The 20,657-nt window shown below is 69.2% G+C and carries 16 protein-coding genes; 9 read left to right on the top strand and 7 right to left on the bottom strand.

What is annotated here, in order from left to right; translation table 11 throughout:
* Nucleotides 1–2: 2 nt before the first annotated feature.
* From C1746_RS04805 to C1746_RS22425, 3 genes are all read left to right on the top strand, one after another.
* The gene (locus tag C1746_RS04805; RefSeq protein WP_116713533.1) at nucleotides 3–1,013 is read left to right on the top strand and encodes a hypothetical protein; all 1,011 of its coding nucleotides are present in this window, start codon (nucleotides 3–5) and stop codon (nucleotides 1,011–1,013) included.
* Nucleotides 1,014–1,049: 36 nt separating this feature from the next.
* Entirely contained in the window at nucleotides 1,050–3,755 is a 2,706-nt protein-coding gene (locus tag C1746_RS04810; protein ID WP_116713534.1) for an ATP-dependent helicase, read from the top strand.
* Between the two features lie 161 nt (nucleotides 3,756–3,916).
* Nucleotides 3,917–4,402: a PspC domain-containing protein gene (locus C1746_RS22425; protein ID WP_205711716.1), complete on the top strand. Its 486-nt coding sequence runs from the start codon at nucleotides 3,917–3,919 to the stop codon at nucleotides 4,400–4,402.
* A 70-nt stretch (nucleotides 4,403–4,472) separates the two neighbouring features.
* On the opposite strand, the gene C1746_RS04820 is transcribed toward C1746_RS22425, so the two are convergent.
* On the bottom strand, nucleotides 4,473–6,083 hold the full coding sequence (locus C1746_RS04820) for a DEAD/DEAH box helicase (RefSeq protein WP_162867397.1): 1,611 nt from the start codon (nucleotides 6,081–6,083) through the stop codon (nucleotides 4,473–4,475).
* Between the two features lie 101 nt (nucleotides 6,084–6,184).
* Between C1746_RS04820 and C1746_RS04825 the strand changes: the two genes are divergently transcribed.
* Nucleotides 6,185–7,780, top strand: coding sequence for a GGDEF domain-containing protein (locus tag C1746_RS04825; protein ID WP_162867398.1), 1,596 nt, complete (start codon nucleotides 6,185–6,187; stop codon nucleotides 7,778–7,780).
* Here the strand turns inward: C1746_RS04825 and C1746_RS04830 are convergent.
* Nucleotides 7,772–8,200: an SRPBCC domain-containing protein gene (locus C1746_RS04830; protein ID WP_116713537.1), complete on the bottom strand. Its 429-nt coding sequence runs from the start codon at nucleotides 8,198–8,200 to the stop codon at nucleotides 7,772–7,774. The two genes, C1746_RS04825 and C1746_RS04830, sit on opposite strands and share 9 nt — an antisense overlap.
* A 2-nt stretch (nucleotides 8,201–8,202) precedes the next feature.
* Nucleotides 8,203–8,622, bottom strand: a complete 420-nt coding sequence (locus tag C1746_RS04835) for a DUF6855 family protein (RefSeq protein WP_116713538.1) — start codon at nucleotides 8,620–8,622, stop codon at nucleotides 8,203–8,205.
* A gap of 60 nt (nucleotides 8,623–8,682) precedes the next feature.
* Between C1746_RS04835 and C1746_RS04840 the strand changes: the two genes are divergently transcribed.
* Nucleotides 8,683–9,381 carry a helix-turn-helix transcriptional regulator gene (locus C1746_RS04840; protein WP_116713539.1) on the top strand — a complete coding sequence of 233 codons (699 nt, stop codon included), beginning with the start codon at nucleotides 8,683–8,685 and terminating at the stop codon, nucleotides 9,379–9,381.
* Nucleotides 9,382–9,397: 16 nt separating this feature from the next.
* Here the strand turns inward: C1746_RS04840 and C1746_RS04845 are convergent, their stop codons facing one another.
* Nucleotides 9,398–10,045, bottom strand: coding sequence for a DUF4191 domain-containing protein (locus C1746_RS04845; protein ID WP_116713540.1), 648 nt, complete (start codon nucleotides 10,043–10,045; stop codon nucleotides 9,398–9,400).
* Between the two features lie 77 nt (nucleotides 10,046–10,122).
* Here C1746_RS04845 and C1746_RS04850 point away from each other — a divergent pair, with 77 nt between their 5' ends.
* The gene (locus tag C1746_RS04850; RefSeq protein ID WP_116713541.1) at nucleotides 10,123–10,689 is read left to right on the top strand and encodes a DM13 domain-containing protein; all 567 of its coding nucleotides are present in this window, start codon (nucleotides 10,123–10,125) and stop codon (nucleotides 10,687–10,689) included.
* Nucleotides 10,690–10,798: 109 nt separating this feature from the next.
* Complete coding sequence (locus C1746_RS04860) at nucleotides 10,799–12,088, top strand: hypothetical protein (protein ID WP_162867399.1); 1,290 nt, start codon at nucleotides 10,799–10,801, stop codon at nucleotides 12,086–12,088.
* A gap of 20 nt (nucleotides 12,089–12,108) precedes the next feature.
* On the opposite strand, the gene C1746_RS04865 is transcribed toward C1746_RS04860, so the two are convergent.
* Both C1746_RS04865 and C1746_RS04870 read right to left on the bottom strand, forming a co-directional pair.
* On the bottom strand, nucleotides 12,109–13,899 hold the full coding sequence (locus C1746_RS04865) for an ABC transporter ATP-binding protein (protein ID WP_116713544.1): 1,791 nt from the start codon (nucleotides 13,897–13,899) through the stop codon (nucleotides 12,109–12,111).
* A gap of 76 nt (nucleotides 13,900–13,975) precedes the next feature.
* Nucleotides 13,976–14,734, bottom strand: a complete 759-nt coding sequence (locus C1746_RS04870; protein WP_162867400.1) for a glycerophosphodiester phosphodiesterase — start codon at nucleotides 14,732–14,734, stop codon at nucleotides 13,976–13,978.
* Nucleotides 14,735–14,841: 107 nt separating this feature from the next.
* Here C1746_RS04870 and C1746_RS04875 point away from each other — a divergent pair, with 107 nt between their 5' ends.
* Together C1746_RS04875 and C1746_RS04880 are read left to right on the top strand one after the other, a co-directional pair.
* Entirely contained in the window at nucleotides 14,842–16,842 is a 2,001-nt protein-coding gene (locus C1746_RS04875; protein WP_116713546.1) for a cell wall-binding repeat-containing protein, read from the top strand.
* A 191-nt stretch (nucleotides 16,843–17,033) separates the two neighbouring features.
* Nucleotides 17,034–19,907: a cell wall-binding repeat-containing protein gene (locus tag C1746_RS04880; RefSeq protein WP_116713547.1), complete on the top strand. Its 2,874-nt coding sequence runs from the start codon at nucleotides 17,034–17,036 to the stop codon at nucleotides 19,905–19,907.
* 248 nt (nucleotides 19,908–20,155) lie between these two features.
* Here the strand turns inward: C1746_RS04880 and C1746_RS04885 are convergent, their stop codons facing one another.
* The gene (locus tag C1746_RS04885; RefSeq protein WP_116713548.1) at nucleotides 20,156–20,656 is read right to left on the bottom strand and encodes a MarR family winged helix-turn-helix transcriptional regulator; all 501 of its coding nucleotides are present in this window, start codon (nucleotides 20,654–20,656) and stop codon (nucleotides 20,156–20,158) included.
* Nucleotide 20,657 lies beyond the last annotated feature (1 nt).

The raw sequence follows: 20,657 nt of genomic DNA on the forward strand, positions 1-20,657 counted from the left end.
GCGTGGACTTCAGACTCGACAGTTGGCAGTCGGACTACGCCTTCCCCTACGAGGTCGGCGAGCAGGCCGATGAGGGCCCGGACCTCGATCAGGTCGACGTCACCGTCGAGGCGCCAGCCCACGACTGGGCAGCCATTCGACCGTCAGCGGACACGGCGCCGTTCGACGTGGTCCGGTTCGTCGATGGTGTGCAGGCCTCTGATGCGGTCATCTGGATCCATGACGACGGCCGGGCCGAGCCGTTTCCCGGACTTGTGGCGTCCTGGGGTGCGGGTGTCATCACCTCCTATCGCGATCACGTCGAGCTCGAGCGGGTGGTCATCGAACGAGGGGTGTTCTCCGACGCCCGAAGTCTGGGGCCGATCATGGCGGGGAACCTGACCTGGCGGCCCCGCCCACCCGACACCACAGGTGGGGAAGGGTTGTCCGAGCCTGCTGGGGACCCGGGCGCGCTGCGGGAGCGGCTCGGCGCGGCCCGGCGACGCCTGGAGGACGCGGTCGGGCAGGTGACGCCGGGATCCGAGGACGGCCTCACGGTGTACGACGGCCTGTTGCATGCCTCGTCGGCCCCCCTGACCGCAGTCGGACTGGCCAAGCGAGCACACCGGATCTACTTGCCCGTGGCGCTGCGCCCCCTCCAGCGGCACCTGGCCCGGGGCGAACGCACGCCGCTGTTCAGCACCGACCCCCAGCGTCGGAAGCTGTCGTTCTACTTGGCGCTGTCGGATCCGCTCCCACCTGCCGTCGCGGAACCTGGCTCGTGTGTTGCCCGGATGGAGTTGCGCATCGGTCCCGATACGACGGTCGGCGATGCCGCGGCCTTCGCCGACCGCGTGGCGGCAACCATTCCCCGCTACGCTTCAGAGCCTCATGTCGACCCGCGGGCGCCCCAGAACCTGATGCCGATCCGCAGCCTGGAGAACGAACTGCGTCGACGGCTGGGACGCCCAGCCGTGCTCCGCCCGCTCTTGGCGGGCCAGGCGGCCGCCGGTCGAGCGGCTGCCCGAGTCTGAGTGGGGGCTCGGGAGTCCACGGCCAACTCTTCCGCTGTGCGTGTTGCGGGTGGGGACGTCGGCTCCGGATCGGCTGAGGCCCCCAGGCCGTTCGGTCGCGGCGCGATCGTCCAGGAGGGCCAGCAGGCGCCCACGCACCTGGCGACGGCCCAGCGCGTCCGTCTCGACGGCTCGGCGCTGGCCCGGCCGCAGGCCGTGATCGACCGGCTGCACCGGGCGTGGGCCAGCAGGACGCCGGTGGTGGTCGAGTTGGTTGTCGACCCGGCTGAGCTGACCGTGCAGGAGCGGTCGACCGAGCCCGTGCACAGCCATCGCCCGACGATGCTCTTCCCCCGCGAGCGGCTGCGGCATCTGGTGTGGGCCAACAGCCTCGACTGTCGTGGCGGCGCCCCGATCTGGTGGCATGCGGTGAAGGCCGCCCGGGCCAGCGGCGGCCGGGTGGTGGCGGGCGGCCCGGCTGATGCGCTGGTGGTGGCCGCGGACGGCGAGGAGGTCCCGGTGTGGATCGACGGCGGTCCACGCCGGTCATGGGACGTGGAGCACCCGGTTCTGCACCGCGAGGACACGCAACGGGGCACCGTGATCCTCCCCACCGGTGCGGGGAGGGTTGGCGTCGGAGCGGCCCCGACCGGGTTGGCGCCGGATCAGGCCGCCGCTGTCCAGGCCCCCGGCGGGTCCGTGCGCGTGGCGGCACCCGCGGGCTCCGGCAAGACGCGCGTGCTGACGGCCAGACTCCAGGAACTCCTCGGACACCGCCAGGCCCCACCGGGCACCGTCCTGGCGCTGGCCTACAACACCAAGGCAGCCGCTGAGATGCGGGCCCGGAGTCGGGCCGGACGCGGCAGCCGCCGCGCCCAGGTGGCCACAGTTCACTCACACGCGCTGGCGATACTGCGGCGCCATCGGCCAGGGATCACCGTCCTCGACGAGCGCGATGTCAGAGCCCTGCTCGGGCAGCTGATCGAGCCACCTCGGCGCGCCAACGTCGACCCCCTCCAGCCCTACATCGATGCGCTGGAGACCGTCCGGACAGCGCTGAAGGACCCGGCGGAGGTCCAGGAGGACCGCGACGACGTCGAGGACCTCGACCGCATCTTCGGGGCCTATCGGGCCGTCCTGGCCGACCGCAACGCCGTCGACTTCCCGGAGATGGTCTACGCCGCCATCGAACGCCTGCTGGTCGATCCTGCGGCCCGAGCCGCCGAGCAGTCCCACGCCGAGCAGGTCCTGGTGGACGAGTTCCAGGACCTCACCCCCGCCTACCTGCTCCTCATCAGACTGCTGGCCAGCCCGCAGCTGCAGTGCTTCGGGGTTGGCGACGACGACCAGGTCATCTACGGCCACGCGGGCGCCACGCCGCAGTACCTGCTGGACTTCGATCAGCTCTTCCCCGGCTCTGAGGACCACCCCCTCACCGTCAACTATCGCTGCCCCGCCCCGGTGGTCCGCGGTGCCGTGGCCTTGCTGGACAACAACGCCGTGCGGCTGGACAAGCAGATCAATCCAGGCCCCGACGCCGGCCAGAACGAGATCGCAGTGCACCGGGTCCACACCACCGAGCAGGCCAGGACAGCAGGATCGGTCATCGCGGATGCGCTGGATGCCGGCAGAGGTGCAGACGACCTCGCCGTGCTGGCCCGCATCAAGGTTGCGCTGCTCGGCACGCAAGCCGACCTCGCCGGTCGCGGGATCCCCACCCGCAGTCCCATCGGGGAGTGGCTGTTGCAACGTACGACGGTCCGGGCGGCCCTGGCCTACCTCCGACTGGCGACAGACGACCACCTCGGTGGAGAGGACCTGGCAGAGATCCTCCACCGGCCCCTTCGTGCCATCCCCGGTGCCATGCGCGACACGCTTCGCCGCCGCGACTGGACTCCCCAGGGCTTCGGCGACTTCTGTCACAGCACCCCAGGCCGATCTGGACGGGCGCTCCAACGCATGGAACGGGATCTCACAGCCCTCCGCGGCCGAGCCCAGCGGCAACCGACGACGGAGGTGCTGCGGTACGTCGCAGACGTCATTGGCCTTGGAGATGTCGCTGCATCGCTGGACGCCTCCGCGGGAGATCAGATCGCCGCCAGCCACATCGACGACCTCGATGCCCTGCTGCAGGTCGCCGACCACTGCCCCGAGCCGACTGCGTTCGAGCGATTTCTCACCGACGTCGTCCGGCAGCCCGATCCCGGTGGTCCAGCCGTGACCCTGTCCACCATCCACAGCGTGAAGGGGCTGGAGTGGCCACACGTCGTCGTGGTGGGGGCGGGCGAAGGGGTCAACCCGCATCGCCTGGCCACGACGCCACCGCAGATCGAGGAAGAACGACGTGTCTTCCACGTCGCCATGACCCGTGCGGGTGACCAACTGACCGTCATCGCGCCACAGACCGGAACGTCCCGCTTCGTGGACGAGATGCTCGGCAAGACCCCACTGGTGGGGGCCTCGGCTGCGGCTCGCCCAGCCGTGGGACGCGCGACGACGACCCAGCCCAGGGCCACCCGGCCCAAGGTGACCCGGGAGGGGACCGGCAGCCGGCGCACCGCAACCGCCACACCCGCGCGCCCACAGTTCCGGGCAGCACCAGGACTGGCCCTCAAGGCCTCCGGCGGTCTGGAAGGGGTCGTCGAGTCCGTCACCGACGACGGGGCACTGGTCCGCACACCGCGTGGTTCCCTGCTGCGAGTCACCTTCGGCAGCGAGGTCCGCGTCGACGGTGACTTCGGCACCCTGACGCGCCCCACCTAGCACCGCCGCCAGCTCGCTTCGGCGCGCCGGGATACCAGGGGAAACCCTGATGGGGGTCTATCCGGGCAACCCCCAACAGACACCGAAGGTGCAGTTCCGTACCGTCCTTGTTGTCGCCGGATCCACCGCGACACCCACCGACCTCGAAGGACACGATGACCATGTCAACCGCCACCGCCCCTACGACCTCCCGTCGCCTGTACCGCTCCACTCGTGACTCCCGTCTGGGCGGGGTCTGCGGCGGCTTGGCGGAGATGATGGGCTGGGACCCGACGACCGTTCGTCTGGTCGCCGTCCTCTCGCTCCTGCTGCCCGGCCCCCAGGCCATCATCTACCTGGCCGCCTGGGCGATCATCCCCACCGACGCCACGGTGTTCGGCTGGAACGACCGGCCGTCGGGCTACCAACCGAACGGCGCTCCGCCACACCCGCCGGCCCCGTCGATGCCGACCCCGCCGGCGCAGGCGTCTCCCGCTCCGGCTGCTCACGCCGACGCCGTCGTCGACGAGGCGGCTCAGGCACAGGAGGAGGCGCGCGCGGAGGTCGAGGCGGCGGACGTGACCAACCACGTGGGGGCTGACACCGACGCCTCCCACGACGCAGGTGCTGACACCGCAGGCACCGACACCGACGGCCCCACGGCCTAGACCTCCGTCGCGCTCCGGACGCCCACATCTGACGACCCGCCCGATTCGGGCGGGTCGTCGTTGTGCCGCCCTAGAGTCTGGCCAACCACTTCTCCCCGACGGCCAGCCGACGTTCGAGGTCCGCCACGGTGGCGTCGGAGATCCGGGAGATGCCGGACTGCTTGTTCAGTTCGGCGTTCACCGATCGGTGGTTCAGGCCCGCCCTGCGGGCCAGCACCCGGGCGAGGTCGGCGTTGCGCTGTCGCATCTGGGTCTTGGTGAGGTGCCGCGGAGCAGGGCCAGACGCTCCCTCGTCGATGGCGTGCACCACACCTCCTGGCGTCGGTGGCGGGAGCAACTCCAGCGGGACCCCGACCTGGTCGGATTGGGGAAAGGCCGAGGTGTCGAACCACTCCGGTTCCTCGGTGTCAGTGGTCGCCGTCGACGCAACAGCCTGGAAGAGCGAGATCTGCTCACCGTCGGCAACGAGGCCGGCCAGCGGATCCTCGACCTCCTCCGCCTCAGCACCGTCATCCTCTCGGCGGCGCAGCAGGTGACGACGGGCTTCGGCGATGCCCAGCGCGTGCGCACGGAGCCGGGGATCATCCGGCAGGAACATCATCGACCGCTGCCCGCGCGTCTCGGGCGTGACCCGCACCAAGCGACCGACGGCTTGCCGGAAGAACAGTTCGGTGGAGGTGTTGGTCGCGAACACCCCAACCCGCAGCCGGGGGATGTCCACACCCTCGCTCACCATTCTCACGGCGACGATCCACGGGGCCGAGGAGCCGGCGAAGGCCCCGATCTTGGCGGAGGCATCCGGGTCTTCGGAGGTCGTGACGACGGCCTCCACCCCGCACCGCTCGCGGAGGATCCGGGCCACACCGCGGGCATGCTCGGTGTCCATGGTGATGGCAAGCCCACCGGCATCGGCTTGGTGCTGTCGCAGTCGCATGAGGCTCTGGTTGGCCCGGGTCAGCACGGCGGGCAGCCACTCACCGTCCAGCGAGAGGGCGGTTCGGAGCCGCTGGGCCGACAGCGTCCGGTCCAACTCGTCGGCGAACGAGGCGGCGTGATGGGAGCCGTCGGGCGACACCCACTCCATGTCCCCCTCCACGCGAGGGAAGTAGACAGGTCGGACCACGCCGTCGGCCAGGGCATCGGCGTAGCCGTACTCGACATCCGGCATGGCCTCGTCGAGGTCGTAGCGCACGAAGGGGATGGCCTGCGTATCGGACCGGAACGGCGTACCCGACAGCCCGATGCGGCGACGGGTGTCGGCGAAGGCCGTGGCGACCCCGTCCCCCCAGGCTCGGTCATCGCCCGCGTGATGGATCTCGTCGAGGACGACCACGCCGCCAGCGGAGCGCGCGCGCAGCTCGCCGGCCGCGCTGGCCACCTGCTGATAGGTGGTGACGATGCCGTGCATGTCGGCCCCGAACGGTTCGCCGGTCTGCCAGGCCGGATTGAGGTGCAGGCCAAGCCGGGCCGCGGCGTCCGCCCACTGCACCTTCAGATGTGCGGTGGGCGCCACCACCACCGCAGGTGCGGGCCGCTGCAGCAATTCGCGGCTGATTGCGGCGAGGGCGAACGTGGTCTTCCCGGCGCCAGGCGTGGCCACGGCCAGGAAGTCGGGGTGGGGATGTGCCTGCAGGGTGGTGAGCGCACGTTGTTGCCAGGGGCGGAGCATGAGAGCAGGCACGGGTCCGACAGGGTGCCATCCCGACGTGCGCCTCGCCCGGCACCGCCACCCGGCCCCGGTTGGTCAAGTCCGGTCGGCGACGGTCGATACTGATGGTCGGGATGGACGATTCTGCGGTCGAGCCGATGATGACCAGTCCACGAGTGGCCGAGTTGGTCAGCCGCGTGCAGTTCGGCGAGGCGGCGGCCGCCCGCCGGGAGGCGGAGCGCCTGCTCGCCGCTGGCTACGGCACCACCGACGACGCCACGATGTTGCAGGTGGTCATCGCGCTGGGCTGCATGATCGAGGAGGGACCCGAGGCCGCCGTGGCGTTGCTGCAGCGACGTCTGGACGAGTTGGACACGACCGACGCGTCATCGGCGGTGGAGCGGGGGTATCTCATCGGACTCCGAGCCCACATGCTGGTCGTGCAGGACCAGACGCCACTGGCGCTGGAGGACCTCGTCACCGTCGAGACGCTGCTCGGAGCGCTGGACCACACACGGCACGTCGTCCGGATGTTGTCCATGAACGTCGGCGTGACGTACGGCTTCTTGGCCATGTATCCGCTGGCGGAGGAGCACCTGGCGCCGCTGGTCGAACCACATGGGGGCCCGTGGCGACAGGCAGACCAGATGCTGTGCTACCTGAACCTGTTCGACAACAGTCTTCGCTGGGCGCAGGAGCTTGAACGGGCCGGACTGGCAGATGGTCCGGACGACGCAGGCTTCGGCGCGCACCTGGACGACGCCGAGCGCTGGTGCACAGCTGGGCTGGCCCTCCTCGACGATCTGCCCACCGACGACATGGCCGCCTGGGGCCACCTGCTCCGTCGTGGCCACATCCTACTGCTGGCCTACCGGCACCCCAGCGCGGCCATCGGGCCGGCACGAAGTCAGCTGATGGAGGATCTGACCAGCGAGACCCCGGGCCATGCGGCGGCCATGGCGAGTGCGCTGTCGCTGGCCCTGCGCAGGACCGGTCAGACGGCAGAGGGGTACGACGTCGCCTGTCAGGCGGTCCAACTCGCCGCCGATGCCGACCGGGCGGTGGTGCTGCAGGCGACCTACCAACGGCACCTCGCCAGCATGGCCTTGGGCCGATCTGGCAGCGTCGACGCTCACGAGGCCCTGCGGGCGGCCCACCTGACGATCTGGCAGGGCCGCGAACAGGACGTGGAACACGTGCGGCGCCGTCGCGAGCTGTCATCACTGCGAGCCCAGCATCGCGATGCGTTGGCCGAGGCCCGTCGGGACCCACTGACCGGTGTCGGCAACCGCCGGGCCCTTGACGAGTGGCTGCAGTGGCGTCCGATCGGCCCGGCGACGGCGTTCGTGATCGATCTGGACGCGTTCAAGCTGATCAACGACCGGCACGGCCACCACGTCGGGGACCGCGTGCTGCAGCTGGTTGCGACCGCGCTGCGGCAGGCCATCCGGGACGAGGACCTGTTGGTCAGGGCCGGAGGGGATGAGTTCGTGGTGGCCTGTGACGGGCGGGAGCACGATCCGACCGCGATGTCGCTGCGGCTTGCCCGGTCCATCGCCTCCGTTGCCGTCCTGCCGGAGTTGCCGGCCGGGTCGGTGACCGGCTCCGTCGGGTATGCGGTGGCGGAGGTCGGTGAGGAGACCACCAAGCTGTTCAAGGGCGCCGACCGAATGATGTTCGAACGGAAGCAACCGCGGACGGACCGTCGTCGGTCCCGCTCGTCAGCCTGAGGTCTCTGCAGCCTGCTTCAGGCCGTCGGCGAACTGGTTGAAGCTCTCAGTCATGTCGGGAATCGACCTGGTGATGAGCCCCGCGAGGAGGCCGCTGAACTCCTCGGTCATCGAGAACCGGGTGACCCTGTCGGTCTCATCGAGTCGGAAGGTCCGCTCGCCGGTGAACAGACCCAAGGGCAAGCCGTCCGACCACACCAACCGGTTGGGCGCGGACATCTCGGTGACGGTGAGCTTGAACGTCCGCTTCGGGTTGACGATGGACCGCAGCTGGATGGTCCGGCCCAGCTCGATGGGTCCCGTGATGGAGACGACCGCGGGGTTCCAGTCCGGGTAGGAGGTGGCGTCGGTCAACAGGTCCCAGACGGCGCGAGCGGGAGCGTTGATGGTCCGCTCGACGTGGTAGCGCGTCACGGCCATGGCTACAGCGCTCGCATGCGGTTGTTCCGAGCGTTGTGCTCGACCTCGGCCAGGCCAAGCGCTTCGAGCACGGGCGGGACGTAGTTGGCGAACCGCCCACGCAAGCCCTTCTTCAGGCCGTACCAACCCCCGACCGGGTTGTCCGAGGAACGGCCCCAGGCCTCCACGGTTCCCTCGGCCGCGGTCTTCTGCTCGTCGGCGTTGCCCAGTGGGACCCAGTCGCCGTCCTCGACCAGCATGGCGTGCAGGTCCTCGATGCAGGACAGGTGGTAGCGCAGCTGCGTCTTGCCGACCTGCACGACGAGCGCGGCTGGATCTCCCTCGGGTTCGCGCCAGGCCTCGAAGCCGCTCCTGCCGGGTGGGGTGGTCAACTGCCAGGGGTCGTCGACGGTGCCGATGCCCTCGATGTCGTCTCGTGTCATGTGACCACCGTGGCAGCCGATACCTGACATCTACTGTCATGGTCGGCAGGATTGTGTGGGATGCGCGCGGCACGGGCTCTGGACATGCTGCTCTACCTGCAGCGGCAGGGGCAGACGACGGCGGGTCGCCTGGCCGAGGAGCTGGAGGTCTCCGAGCGCACCATCCTGCGCGACGTCGAGGTGCTCAGCGAGGCGGGCATCCCGATCTACACCGTCCAGGGGCCGGCGGGTGGGATCGCACTGCTGGATGGGTTCCAGACGGACCTGACCGGATTGACGACCGACGACGTCCGGACGCTGTTCCTGGTGGGACAGCCGCGGGTCGCGCACCGGCTGGGGCTTGCCGCCGCAGCGCAGACGGTCCGAGCCAAGCTGGTGGCCGCACTGCCGACCGTGATGCGTGCTGAGGCTGACCGGCTCGGCGGGTGGTTCCTGCACGATCCGGACCCGTGGGAGGGGCATCAGATCCCGCACGGGGAGCTCCGCCGGGTCGCTCTCGCGATCACCCGCCGACGAGAGATCGAGTTGACACTGGCGGCGGGCCAGCCGGCGGTCCGGGTGCAGCCGCTCGGGTTGGTGCTGAAGGCCGGGGAGTGGCTCCTCGTCCATCAGTCCATCCAGGCCCCTGCTGTGGCCGTCACCAGCTTGCGGAGTCTGCGGGCAACGCGGCTGACCAGCCGTCCGTTCGTGGTGCCGGAGGGGTTCTCCCTTGACCGGTTCTGGCACGCGCACCTGGCTGAGGTCGGGACGCGCCGCTGATCACGCCGTGGGCGGGCTAGCGGTACTTCTTCGGCGCCCGCCGCATCTGCGGGCCCTTCGGCATCGGAAGGTCGGTGCTCTTCAGCGCCTCCAACTTGCGGTGGAGTGGGCCGACCTCCTTCGACTTGATCTCCCGCTTCAGCTTGGTGAGGTGGACCGTCAGACGCTGCAACTCGACCTGATCGTTGCCGTGGCCGACCAGCACCGGCGTGACCGTCGTGTCTCCGGCGGCCCGCTCGATGCGTCGCCGCTCCTTCGCCATCATCTGCTTCAACCGTGCCGGCGAGTCCCCCTCACCCACGAGCACCACACCGGGTGGGCCCACCGCCAGGTGGATCATGTCCTGCCGTCGGTTGACCGAGATGGCCGGGGTGACCTCCCACGCTCCGCGCATCGACTGCAGCACGGCGGCCGCCGCCCCCGGCTGACCCTCGATCGACGCCAGCTGATAGCTCTGCGCCCGTCGGCCGAGCACGATCGCGGCCACCAAGACCGCCACCAGGATCCCCAGGGGCAGCCACAACCACAGCGGTCCGACGAAGAGCCCCAGGAGGAGGAACACGAGCAGAGCCGCGAGGACGCCCCCGACCATGATCGGGACCATCTTCGGGTCGTTGGCTCGGACGACGTTGAACGTCGCGATGAGTTGCTTGATCTGCTTCATGTGACGAACTCCTTACGGGACCGACAGGCTAGCGGCAGGCGGGATGGAACCGACCGAGCGCCCGGTTCACCCCACGCATGAGCACCACATCCAAGACCGTGATCGCCATCGGTGGCCTCCTCGCCCTCGCCATCGCCTACTGGCTGATCAGCCCGCTGTTCATCGACAACGAGGTCGATGAGGCCTTCCCGCTGTCCGCCCAGGCCGATGTCCCGGACGACATGACGCAGGAGGAGGTGGAGGCCGAGATGGAGGCCGCGGCAGGATCAGACGTCGAAGAGGTCGAGGCCATGCCGGCGGGTGACCCGGTCGCCACCGTGCAGGGCGCCTTCGCCGGCGCCGACGCAGCACACCAAGGCCAGGGCGATGCCACCATCTACGACCTCGGTGATGGCAGCCACGTCCTCCGATTCGAGGACTTCGAGGTCACCAACGGGCCTGACCTGCACGTCTATTTGGCCCCTCTTGATGCAAACGGAGTGCCTAGTCTCGAGAGCGGTGCGGTCGATCTGGGACAGCTCAAGGGCAACATCGGTGACCAGAACTACACGATTCCGGCCGATTTCGACCTCGATCAGCCCCTAGGAGTAGTCATTTATTGCCAGCCTTTCCACGTGACGTTCGCGACCGCTGCGCTCAGCTGATCCCGCACCTGATTCCTACGTCCGTAGTTGGATGAGGCAAACTGGAGCCATAACCCCAACGCCCCCCGTCAACGGCGGGGGGCGTTGCCAATTTGTAGGGTTTGATCCCATGCGGTCAACAACCGCGCTGGCCCTCTTCCTCCTCCTGGTCGGCGCCTGCTCCTCGGGGTCGGAGATCCCTGACTGGGCCCTGGCCCCAGCCCAGCCCACCGCCGACACCGGCACCGGCACGATCGACGAGCTGGCGACGGCGGTTGCGGCACCATCTCCAGCGGTCGAGGGCGTCGTCCTGGGGACCCCCGCCCCCCTCGCAACGCCGACTCCCGCCCCGACACCCACCCCCACGGCGACCCCATCGCCGCCGTCGGAGGTCCGGACGGTCACGTTCGACGACGGCGAGAGGGTGCAGTTCACGACGGAGCAGGGTGACCTCTCCTGGACGCTTGCCGTCGCCTCGTCACGCGCCGCTGGCCAGGTGTCGATCATCCGCGTCCGCGCCCCCGATGGTGAGACCCTGTATCTGGCCGACCCGGACGGTGACCTCGTGCTGGTGGACACGCTGCATCCCTCGCTCCTGTCCGACTCCGGGGCAGTCGGACTGTTCGTGACCGGTGAGGAGGGGCAGTCCCTCCCGATCGGGAGGTGGGAGGTCGACGTCACCGGAGCATCCGGCGGACGCGTCAGTCAGGTCGCGATCACATCAGGCAGCTTCGAGGAGCCACAGGTGATGGACATCGCCGTGTGGGGGACGGTGGCCATCGAGGAGATCCCGGACATCGAGGCGCTCCAGAACGGCTGGCGGATCAGCATGAGCGAGGTGCTCAGCCCACACCGTCTGGGAATCGGCCGCCTGGATCTTGTTCCAGCAGGAGACGCGGGGGCACCGTTCGCCACGCTCGACGTCGGCGACCCGGCTCAGCTGCGGGCGGCCTGCACGGCGGCGTCGGAGACGATCGATCCAGCACCCGGGACGGCTCTGGTGGTCCTGGTGGAGTCCCTGACCGGACTCACCGACGCGGAGGCCGGGGCTCCCTCCGCCATCCCGGGCACGTCATACCTCGGCCCCGCGTCGCACGGCTGTGCCATCGTCCCGGCTGGTGACGTGGCCGCAGAGCAGGGGGTGGTGGCGCTCCACCAGATCCTGCACCAGGCCGGTCTGGCGCAGCACACCACGGCCCGTGACGGTCTGACCTTCGACGACCTGAGCGACACGCCCGAGTGTCCGCTGCGCGAGGCCGACCGCAACGCCGATCTGGAGGTCTCCGCGGAGGAGTGCGCCGCCGGGGGTGGAGCAGAGAACGTGATGTTCTGGGCCGACGGTGCCGAGCTGGAGGGGCCGCGGACGTTGACCCCGGGTCAGGCCGCTCGCGTGCGCGCCCACCCCCTCACCCACTCCTGATCGGGTCCACTCGCCGTGAGCTAGCCCACGTCCCGTCTGCCGGTCTGCACCGCCCACAAGGCCGCGTACCGCCCGCCGATCGCCACCAGCTCCTCGTGGGTCCCCGACTCGACGATCTGACCGTCGGCCATGACGTGGATCCGGTCGGCCGAGACGATGGTCGAGAGGCGGTGGGCGATGACGATCGTCGTCCGCCCCTTCGCGACCTGGGTCAACGAGCGTTGGATGGCGGCCTCGGTCTCGTTGTCGACCGCCGAGGTCGCCTCGTCCAGCAGCAGGACGGTCGGGTCACGCAGGATCGCGCGAGCGATGGCCAGCCGCTGGCGTTGCCCGCCCGAGAGCTTCTGGCCGCGCTCGCCCACGACGGTATCCAGGCCGTCGGGCAGTGCGTCGATGAACTCCGACGCCTCCGCCAGGTCGGCGGCCCGGCGGACGTCGGCGTCGGCGGCGGCCGGGTCCCCGTAGCGGATGTTCTCCGCGACCGTGCCGTGGAAGAGGAAGACGTCCTGGCTGACCAGTCCGAAGTGTTCACGGAGCGACCGAACCGGGACACCGCGCACGTCCACGCCGTCCAGCAGCACCCGCCCGTCGGTCGGGTCGTAGAGCCGCAGGACCATCCGGATGATCGTCGACTTCCCCGCCCCGGTCGCCCCGACCACGGCGTGGAGCTCACCGGCGGGGACGACGAGGTCGACGCCGCGCAGCACGGACTCGCTGCGGTCGTCGTAGGCGAAGCTGACGCCCGCCAGCTCAACGGACCCCTCCACCACCTTTGGCAGCTCCCCGTCACCGTCGACGATGGTCGGTCGGTCGGCCAGCAGGCCCAGGACCCGCCGGGTCGAGGCCATCGCCCGCTGGTACTGGTCGAACACCTCACCCAGATCGGTCAGCGGCCACAGCAGCCGCTGGGTGATGAAGACCAGCGTGGAGTACACGCCGACCTCGAGGTTGCCGTCCAGCGTCTGCAGGCCACCCAGAATGAGGATCGCGGTGAAGCTGAACAGGATGGCCATCCGGATGAGCGGGATGAAGGCGGAGGATGGTCGGATCGCGGTGTCGTTGACGGCGACGTAGTCCGCAGAGGCCTCACGGACCCGGTCCACCTCTCGGTCCTCGGCCGTGAACGCCTTGATCGTGGCCACGCCCCCGAGCGCGCCGGCCAAGGTCGCGTTGAGCTCGCCGACCCGGTCACGAACCGCGGCGTACAGGGGCTCGAGCGTCCGCTGGAACCGGAAGGACCCGAGCAGGATCAGCGGGATCGGCGCCACCGCCCACCAGGCGATGGAGGGTGCGACGAGGAAGAACCCTCCACCGATCACGATCACCGTGACCGCGACCTGGAGGATCTCGTTGGCCCCGCGGTCCAGGAAGCGTTCCAACTGGTTGATGTCGTCGTTCAGGATGGCCATCAGCCCACCGGTCGAGGCATCCGCGAAGCGCGCTTGGTCCTGATCCATCACGTGTGCGAACGCGTCAACGCGCAGGTCGTGCTGGATGCGCTGCGCCAGCCGCCGCCAGCTGACGGCGAAGAGGTACTCGAAGATGCTCTCGAGCAGCCAGACGACGGCCGTCAGGCCGGCGAGCGCGAACACCTGCCCGCGGGCGGTCTCTATGCCGAGCGACCCCATGAAGGAGGCCTCCCGACGGACGACCACGTCGACGGCCACGCCGATGAGGAGCGGGGGAGCGATGTCCATCAGCTTGTTGGCCACGCTCATCGCCGAGGCGTAGATGATCGACCCGCGGTGGTCGGTCGCGTGGTCCCACAGCCGCCGCAGCGGATGGCCGGTCGACCGTCCGTCCTGAGTCATGCTGCGCCAGTCTGCCAGCGCCAACCGGAACAGTTCTCTCGACTGGACCGTGCCCGTCTTCCGGTAGGGGGAGGCCTCAGAGCAGGCCCAGGGGGTTGTCCGTGACCACCGCCACGACCCCGGCTGCGACCAAGCGGCGCGCGAAGAACGCACTGTTGACCGTCCAGGTGCGCACGGTCAGGCCCTGCTCGGTCAGGTGGCGGGTCGATCGGGACCGCAGCAGCGACGTGTGGTGGGGGTGGACCGCCGACATCCCGCGGTCCGCCGCCATCGCCGCGATCTCATCCGTGCCCTGCCCCGGTGCCATGAGCAGCGCACCGTGGTCGGCATGGCGCTGTGACGTCTCGGCGAACACCGACACCGCGTCGTGGTCGAACGAGGACACGGCCACGACCTGGTCGGCGGCCCCGCCGGCCGCTCGCTGGTCCAGCAGCCCCGCCACCACACGGGCAGCCTGCTGGCTCGGGTCGTAGGTCCGCTCACCCGCCCCGTTTTTGATCTCGATGTTGAGGTCGAGGCGTCCGGCGGCGAGGTCGAGCACGTCGGTCAGGAGCGGCACCCGGACACCGGCGTCCAGCGGCACAGCCGTCACCTGCTCGGCGGTCATCCCGGCCACGGGGGTGTCGGGTCCGCCGTAGGCCTTCAGCGTCTCGTCGTGGACGCACACCAGGTGCCCGTCGGCCGTCAGGCGCACGTCGAACTCGACCGAGCGCACCCCGTTCTGGATCGCCCACTCGAAGCCCTCCAGAGAGTTCTCGGGCCGGACGTCCTTCGCGCCCCGATGACCCATGATCCACGGCGGGAGCTTGGTGACGGCTCCGGATGGGGTGTCCACCTCACGCATGGTACGGGGCGCGACTCATCGCGGTCCCGCTAACGGCTCGCTAACAGCGCAACGATTGCCCATTGGCTGTCACCCCCCGCCACCCTACGGTCAGTCACATGAGAGTTCTTCGCAGTTTCGTTGTTCTTGTCCTGCTCGTTTCCCTCGTGGCGGCCCCGGCGGGGGGCCAACCCGACGAGGGCCCATTCGGCGACGATGTCGCCTTCGTCGGTACCGCAGACACTCAGTTCAGCAGCACCGAGGTCAGCCTTGCCCTCTCCGCCGCCACCTTCGAGGACGGCAGCGTCGAGACCGTCCTGATCGGTCGGAACGACCTGTTCGCCGACTCGCTCGCCTCGGGTGTCGCGCAGTCCGGCAGCCCCCTGCTCCTGGTGGCGCCCACGGGGGCGATCAACGTGATCATCACGGATGAGATCGAGCGACTCGGTGCCAGCCGGGCCGTCATCCTCGGGGGCGTCGACGCCATCGCAGAGGACGTCGCCGACCAACTCACCGAGTTGGGCCTGACGGTCAGCCGACTGGAAGGCGCCAGCCGCATCGAGACGGCCATCGCGGTCGCCCAGGAAACGAGCCCGGACGCGACGACGGCTCTGCTCGCGCGATCCACCGCGGCGGAGGGCAACCCGACGTCCGGCTTCGCCGACACCTTGGCGGCTGGCGGCTGGAGCGCCGCGTCCGGCTGGCCGACCCTGTTGACCCAGACCGAGGTCTTGACCGGCTCGACCCGGGACTACCTGGCGTCATCCTCCGTCACCACGGTCATCGTGCTCGGTGGGACCGCGGCGGTGTCCGACGACGTCGTGACGCAACTCGAGACACTGAACATCACCGTGCAACGAGTCGCCGGTCCCGACCGAGCCGCAACTGCGGTGGCCATCGCCGCCGAACGCGGAGCAGAGAGCAGTGCCGACCTCGACGAGGTGATCGTGGTCGAAGGCTTCGGCGAGTTCGCGTGGGCGGCTGGCTTCGCCGCCGCTGCCCGGTCAGCGATCCTCGACTCACCGATCGTGCTGGGCAACGTCGACTCCGTGCCGCCCGCCACGTCGGAGTGGCTGGAGGAGGGACCGGAGGCGTTCACCTGCGGTGTTTCGCTCGAGGTCTGTGAGGCCGCACGTCTGCGCGTCGGGTTGCCACCGTCCATCGCGGTCCCGGTCCCGGTCGGTGCGCTCGCGTACACGGTCGCCGATGACGAGAACTCGGCGATCTACGCCGCCGCCTTCGACGGCGAGGTGCTGGGGCTGGCCTGGGACTGTGAGAGCCCGAACTGCGACCAGATCGACTTCGGAGACGACGGTGAGTACCTGGCGGTCCGAGAACCCGGAGACGGCACCTACGCCCTGTGGCAGGAGACCCTCGAGTTGCGGCAGTACGTCCTTCCCTGGCGTGAGGACACCCTCGGCAACGTCGTGTCACTCGACGCTGGCACCAACCGCGACGCTGAGACGAACGTCGCGACCCTGTCCGCCAACGGAGAGCGCTACACCCAGCGGGTGTCGCAGTTCGGCCAGTTCAGCAGCGGCGGATACAACGCGGAGCGCTTCGCCTCGTTCCAAGCGGTGCGTCTCCACCCGGACGCCACGCTGGAGGGTTCTCCGACGGAGTTGGCGATCAGCGGCGGTCAACTGATCACCAGCGACATCAACGTCGTCCCGCAGTTGCAGGCTCGCGCCGGCGCAGCCATCACGGGCGCAGCCTGGGCCAGCGACTACTCCGGGGACCTGGCGATCGTTGACGAGATCGGTGGCGAGGGTCTGCTGCGCACGGCAGCCCATCCCGACGGGCCAACGGTCGAGGCCGCGGATCTCGACGTCAACTCTGCCCCAGTCTGGTTGGCCGACAACACGGTGGCCGTGCTGGTCGACACCGCCGACGGTGTTGCGGTTGCCATCGTCGATCCGTCCGACGGGAGCTCTGAGATCGTTGTGGAGGACGCGGGCAACGCGTCGGGTGGGCGGATCTCGGGCGACGCCTCCGGCACCTTCATCGCGTGGCGGACCACCGGCGACATCCGGATCCTCGACACGCGCGACGGCTCGGTCGCGATCGTCGAGCCGCCAGCGGGCATGACGATCGCCGGAGGGCCCACCTTCCGCAACTAACCGATGGCAGCTGAGCGCAGTTGTGATCTGACGCACGGTGCCGAGCGGTGAATCCGCTCGGCACCGTCATGTCGGGACTTCTTCACCCCCGGTTCACCCGAACGCTTGTGTTGGCGCGGCTGGGCTGCCTACGGTGTGCCGCGCACGACGCGCCCAAGGGCGCTCACCCTCGATAACAGGATCAACTCCACATGACAGAACGAACACGCCCGGTGGTGATGGTTGCCCTGCTGGCACTCGTCGCCGCCCTCCTGGCCGCAGTCCCACTGGCCAGTCCAGCCGACGCCGAGAGCGGCGCACAAGCAGCACTCCTGCAGGACACCGGTACCGACACGCGCGTCGCGGGAGATGACGCCGTCGGCACCGCAATCGCACTCGCGCTGGCGTCCTACGACACCGGCAGCGACACCCCGGTCGACACGGTGGTGCTCTCGCGAGTGGATGACTACGCCGACGCGCTGACCGGTGCCCCACTGGCAGCCGCCAACGATGCCCCGATGCTCTTCACCGACTCCGACGCCCTCTCCGACGGGGTCCTCGATGCCATTCAGGCACTCGGCGCCTCCAACGTGATCATCCTCGGTGGCGTGGACGCGGTCAGTGCTGCGGTCGAGCAGGAGTTGACCAGCGAGGGGCTGGCGACCACCCGAGTCGGCGGATCCAACCGCTTCGAGACCGCCGCCCTCATCGCCGCCGATCTCACGGGCGGCGCGACCCCGGACACCGTGTTCTTCGTCGAGGGTGAGAACGCCGACGACACGCGCGGATGGCCGGACGCCATCAACATCGCCGCAGCGGCGGCCGCAACCGGTCAGGTCATCATCCCGGTGAATGCCGAGTACGTGCCGCCGGAGAGCCAGGCGCTGTGGGACAGCTACAACGTCGACCCGGAAACCGCTCCGACCGCCTGGGTCATCGGTGGGACCGAGGCCGTGACCGACACGGTCTCCGACACGCTGGCCGGTCCTGACGCGGAAGACCCCCTGCCGCGCCTGGCCGGACTGAACCGCTTCGAGACCTCCGCAGCGACGTACGCCTACTCCGTCAGCGAAGCCCTGATGGACCCGGCCCACCAGCTGATCATCCCCGGCAACAGCTTCGTCGAGGGTCTGGCAGCCGGTGCCATCGGTGGGCAGACCAACATGCCGATGGTGATGGTCGACTCCGTGGACCCGGCCAACTCGCCGTCGACGATCGACTTGCTTGGCTCGGCGCTCGACATCAACGAGTCCTACACCTTGGTCGGCAACACCGACGCGATCAGCGATGACGTCGCCACGGCCATCCTGGCGGCCAAGAACCCCGCCCCCGTCACGGCTGACACCTGCCTGACGCTGTTGCACCACAACGACGGCGAGTCCCAGCTGCTCGGAACCGGGCCCGACAACAACTTCGGTGCCCTCTCCCGACTGGTCACCCTGGCCGGCGAGCAGCAGGATGCCGCGACCAACGCCGGCTGTGCGCCGGTCACGGTCACCTCGGGTGACAACTTCCTGGCCGGTCCCGAGCTGACCGCGTCCGACCCGCTGAACGGGACCGACCGGGTCCTGGACACCATCGGCCTCTCCGAGGTCGGCTACGACGCGTTGGCGATCGGCAACCACGACACCGACTTCGGTCCGGACTTCCTGGCCCGCTTCGTCGGTGACTTCGACCCGGCCGTGCCGTTCCTGTCGGCCAACCTCGACGTGTCGGCCGTGCCGTCACTGCAGGCGCTTGCTGACGACGACCGGATCGCCCCGAGTGTGGTCGTCGATGCCGGTGGCACGGACGTCGCCATCATCGGTCTGACGACGCCGACCCTGCGCTCGATCTCCTCACCCGGGGACATCGTCGTGGAGCAGGAGATCGTCGACATCGTGCAGACCGAGATCGACTCGGCCACCGACTCCGGCGTCGATCACGTCGTCCTCATCTCCCACCTCCAGGGCGTCAACGCCGACGCCGACCTGGTCGGCCAGCTGTCCGGGCTCGACGTCGTGGTCGCCGGTGGTGGAGACGAGGTCCTGTCCGAGCCGGCCGACCCGCTGGTCCCGGGCGACCTGGGTGATGTCTTCGACGCCTACCCGCTGCTGCTGACCGATGCCGACGGCGACACCGTCCCTGCCGTGACGACGGCCGGTGACTACAAGTACCTGGGTCGCCTGACCCTGTACTTCGACGCCGACGGCAACCTCCTGCCAGACACGCCGTTCGAGGACTCGACCTCTCGGATGCTCCGCATCGCCGACGAGTCGCTGCCGGGCGGTGTCGAACGTGACCCGTTCGTCGTCACCGAGGTGGAGGAGCCCGTGGAGGAGTTCGTGGCCGACCTCGACTCCAACGTCATCGCCACCTCCGAGGTCGGTCTGGACGGCTCCCGTCCAGCCATCCGTGACGATGAGACGAACCTCGGGAACCTCGTCGCCGACGCCCACGCCTTCACCGCGGAGGCCCAGGCGGCCGACTTCGGCCTTGATGAGACGGCGACGTTCGTCGGCTTCCAGAACGGGGGTGGCATCCGGAACAACTCGGTGATCGAGGCCGGAGACATCACCGAACTGGACACCTTCGACATCCTGCCGTTCTCCAACTTCATCGGTGTGGTGGAAGACTTCACCGTGGCCGACTTCAAGGACGTGTTGGAGCAGGGCTACTCGGCGGTGGAGTTCGCCTCCGGTGCCTTCATCCACGTGTCGGACAACGTCGAGGTCGAGATCGACCTGGACGCCACGGCTCAGGTGGTCGAGGTCGACGACACCGGTCAGGTCACGATCACCACGCCCGGTGAGCGGGTCCGGACCCTGACGATCGACGGAACCGAGGTGGTCACCGACGGCGTCGTCGTCGATGACACCTTCACGTTCTCCCTCACGACGGCTGACTTCAGCCTCCGCAATGGGGACGCCTACCCGTTCAACCTGGCAGACGACGAGTTCACCATCGTCGGCCAGTCCTACCAGCAATCCCTCGCCGGCTACCTTCAGGCCCCTGCGGCCGACGGCGGTCTCGAGGGCACGATCTCCGCTGCCGACTACCCGGCCGGCGGCGAGGGCCGTCTCACCATCACCGGTGGCGACAGCTAGCCGATCGCACACATGACCGGGCCCCGACTCCAACTGGAGTCGGGGCCCGGCTCTTTGGGGCGCCAACTGCGATCGCCCCAACGATGCAGAGCGGGGACCACCTCCTGCTGGAACTGGGCCCGCGGGCTGCTCTGTGACGTTTAGTTTGTCAACGTCACGGAGAGTCGTCTTCTTGAGTACCGGATTCCGAAATGGTCACAAGTGACTAGGCCTGTGGCCACGATGGACCAGAGGCGACATCAGGTGCGCTAGAACCGGTCGGGAGCCTCGGCCGAGTCGGCATCGACGATCGCCCGCATCGCATCCTCCAGCCCAGCCAACTGCGCGGCTGTGAGGTTGTCGATCACCAGGCGCCGGACGCTGGCGACGTGGCTGGGTGCGGCCGTCTCGATCCGGGCCCGGCCCGCGGGGGTCAAGACGGCGAACGCCCCTCGCGCATCGGTCTCGCACACCTCACGCGTCACCAGGCCTTGCTTCTCGAGGCGCCGGAAGCGGTAGGTCACGTGGGCCTTGGGGACGCGGAGGATGTTGGCGAGCTCGCCGAACCGAAGCCGGTCGTCAGTCGCCTCCGACAGCATCGCGAGGATCCCGTAGTCGTCGACGGACAGGTCATGGGCTGCGAGCAGGTCAGAGTTGAGCTGGCGAGAGATGATCGAGATGCCGGTGACCAGGGCCCGCCAGGCCTGCTGTTCGGCGTCGTTCAGCCACTCGACCTCGGGGGTCGCGCCCTCAGGTGCTCCGTCCGCCACA

Source organism: Euzebya tangerina (assembly GCF_003074135.1).
Classification (GTDB): domain Bacteria; phylum Actinomycetota; class Nitriliruptoria; order Euzebyales; family Euzebyaceae; genus Euzebya; species Euzebya tangerina.

Bases quoted from the DNA above. Each gene is read 5' to 3' on its own strand.
- C1746_RS22425 (WP_205711716.1), top strand. From the start codon at position 3,917: ATGTCAACCGCCACCGCCCCTACGACCTCCCGTCGCCTGTACCGCTCC.
- C1746_RS04825 (WP_162867398.1), top strand. From the start codon at position 6,185: ATGGACGATTCTGCGGTCGAGCCGATGATGACCAGTCCACGAGTGGCC.
- C1746_RS04830 (WP_116713537.1), bottom strand. From the start codon at position 8,200: ATGGCCGTGACGCGCTACCACGTCGAGCGGACCATCAACGCTCCCGCT.
- C1746_RS04835 (WP_116713538.1), bottom strand. From the start codon at position 8,622: ATGACACGAGACGACATCGAGGGCATCGGCACCGTCGACGACCCCTGG.
- C1746_RS04840 (WP_116713539.1), top strand. From the start codon at position 8,683: ATGCGCGCGGCACGGGCTCTGGACATGCTGCTCTACCTGCAGCGGCAG.
- C1746_RS04845 (WP_116713540.1), bottom strand. From the start codon at position 10,045: ATGAAGCAGATCAAGCAACTCATCGCGACGTTCAACGTCGTCCGAGCC.
- C1746_RS04850 (WP_116713541.1), top strand. From the start codon at position 10,123: ATGAGCACCACATCCAAGACCGTGATCGCCATCGGTGGCCTCCTCGCC.
- C1746_RS04860 (WP_162867399.1), top strand. From the start codon at position 10,799: ATGCGGTCAACAACCGCGCTGGCCCTCTTCCTCCTCCTGGTCGGCGCC.
- C1746_RS04865 (WP_116713544.1), bottom strand. From the start codon at position 13,899: ATGACTCAGGACGGACGGTCGACCGGCCATCCGCTGCGGCGGCTGTGG.
- C1746_RS04875 (WP_116713546.1), top strand. From the start codon at position 14,842: ATGAGAGTTCTTCGCAGTTTCGTTGTTCTTGTCCTGCTCGTTTCCCTC.
- C1746_RS04880 (WP_116713547.1), top strand. From the start codon at position 17,034: ATGACAGAACGAACACGCCCGGTGGTGATGGTTGCCCTGCTGGCACTC.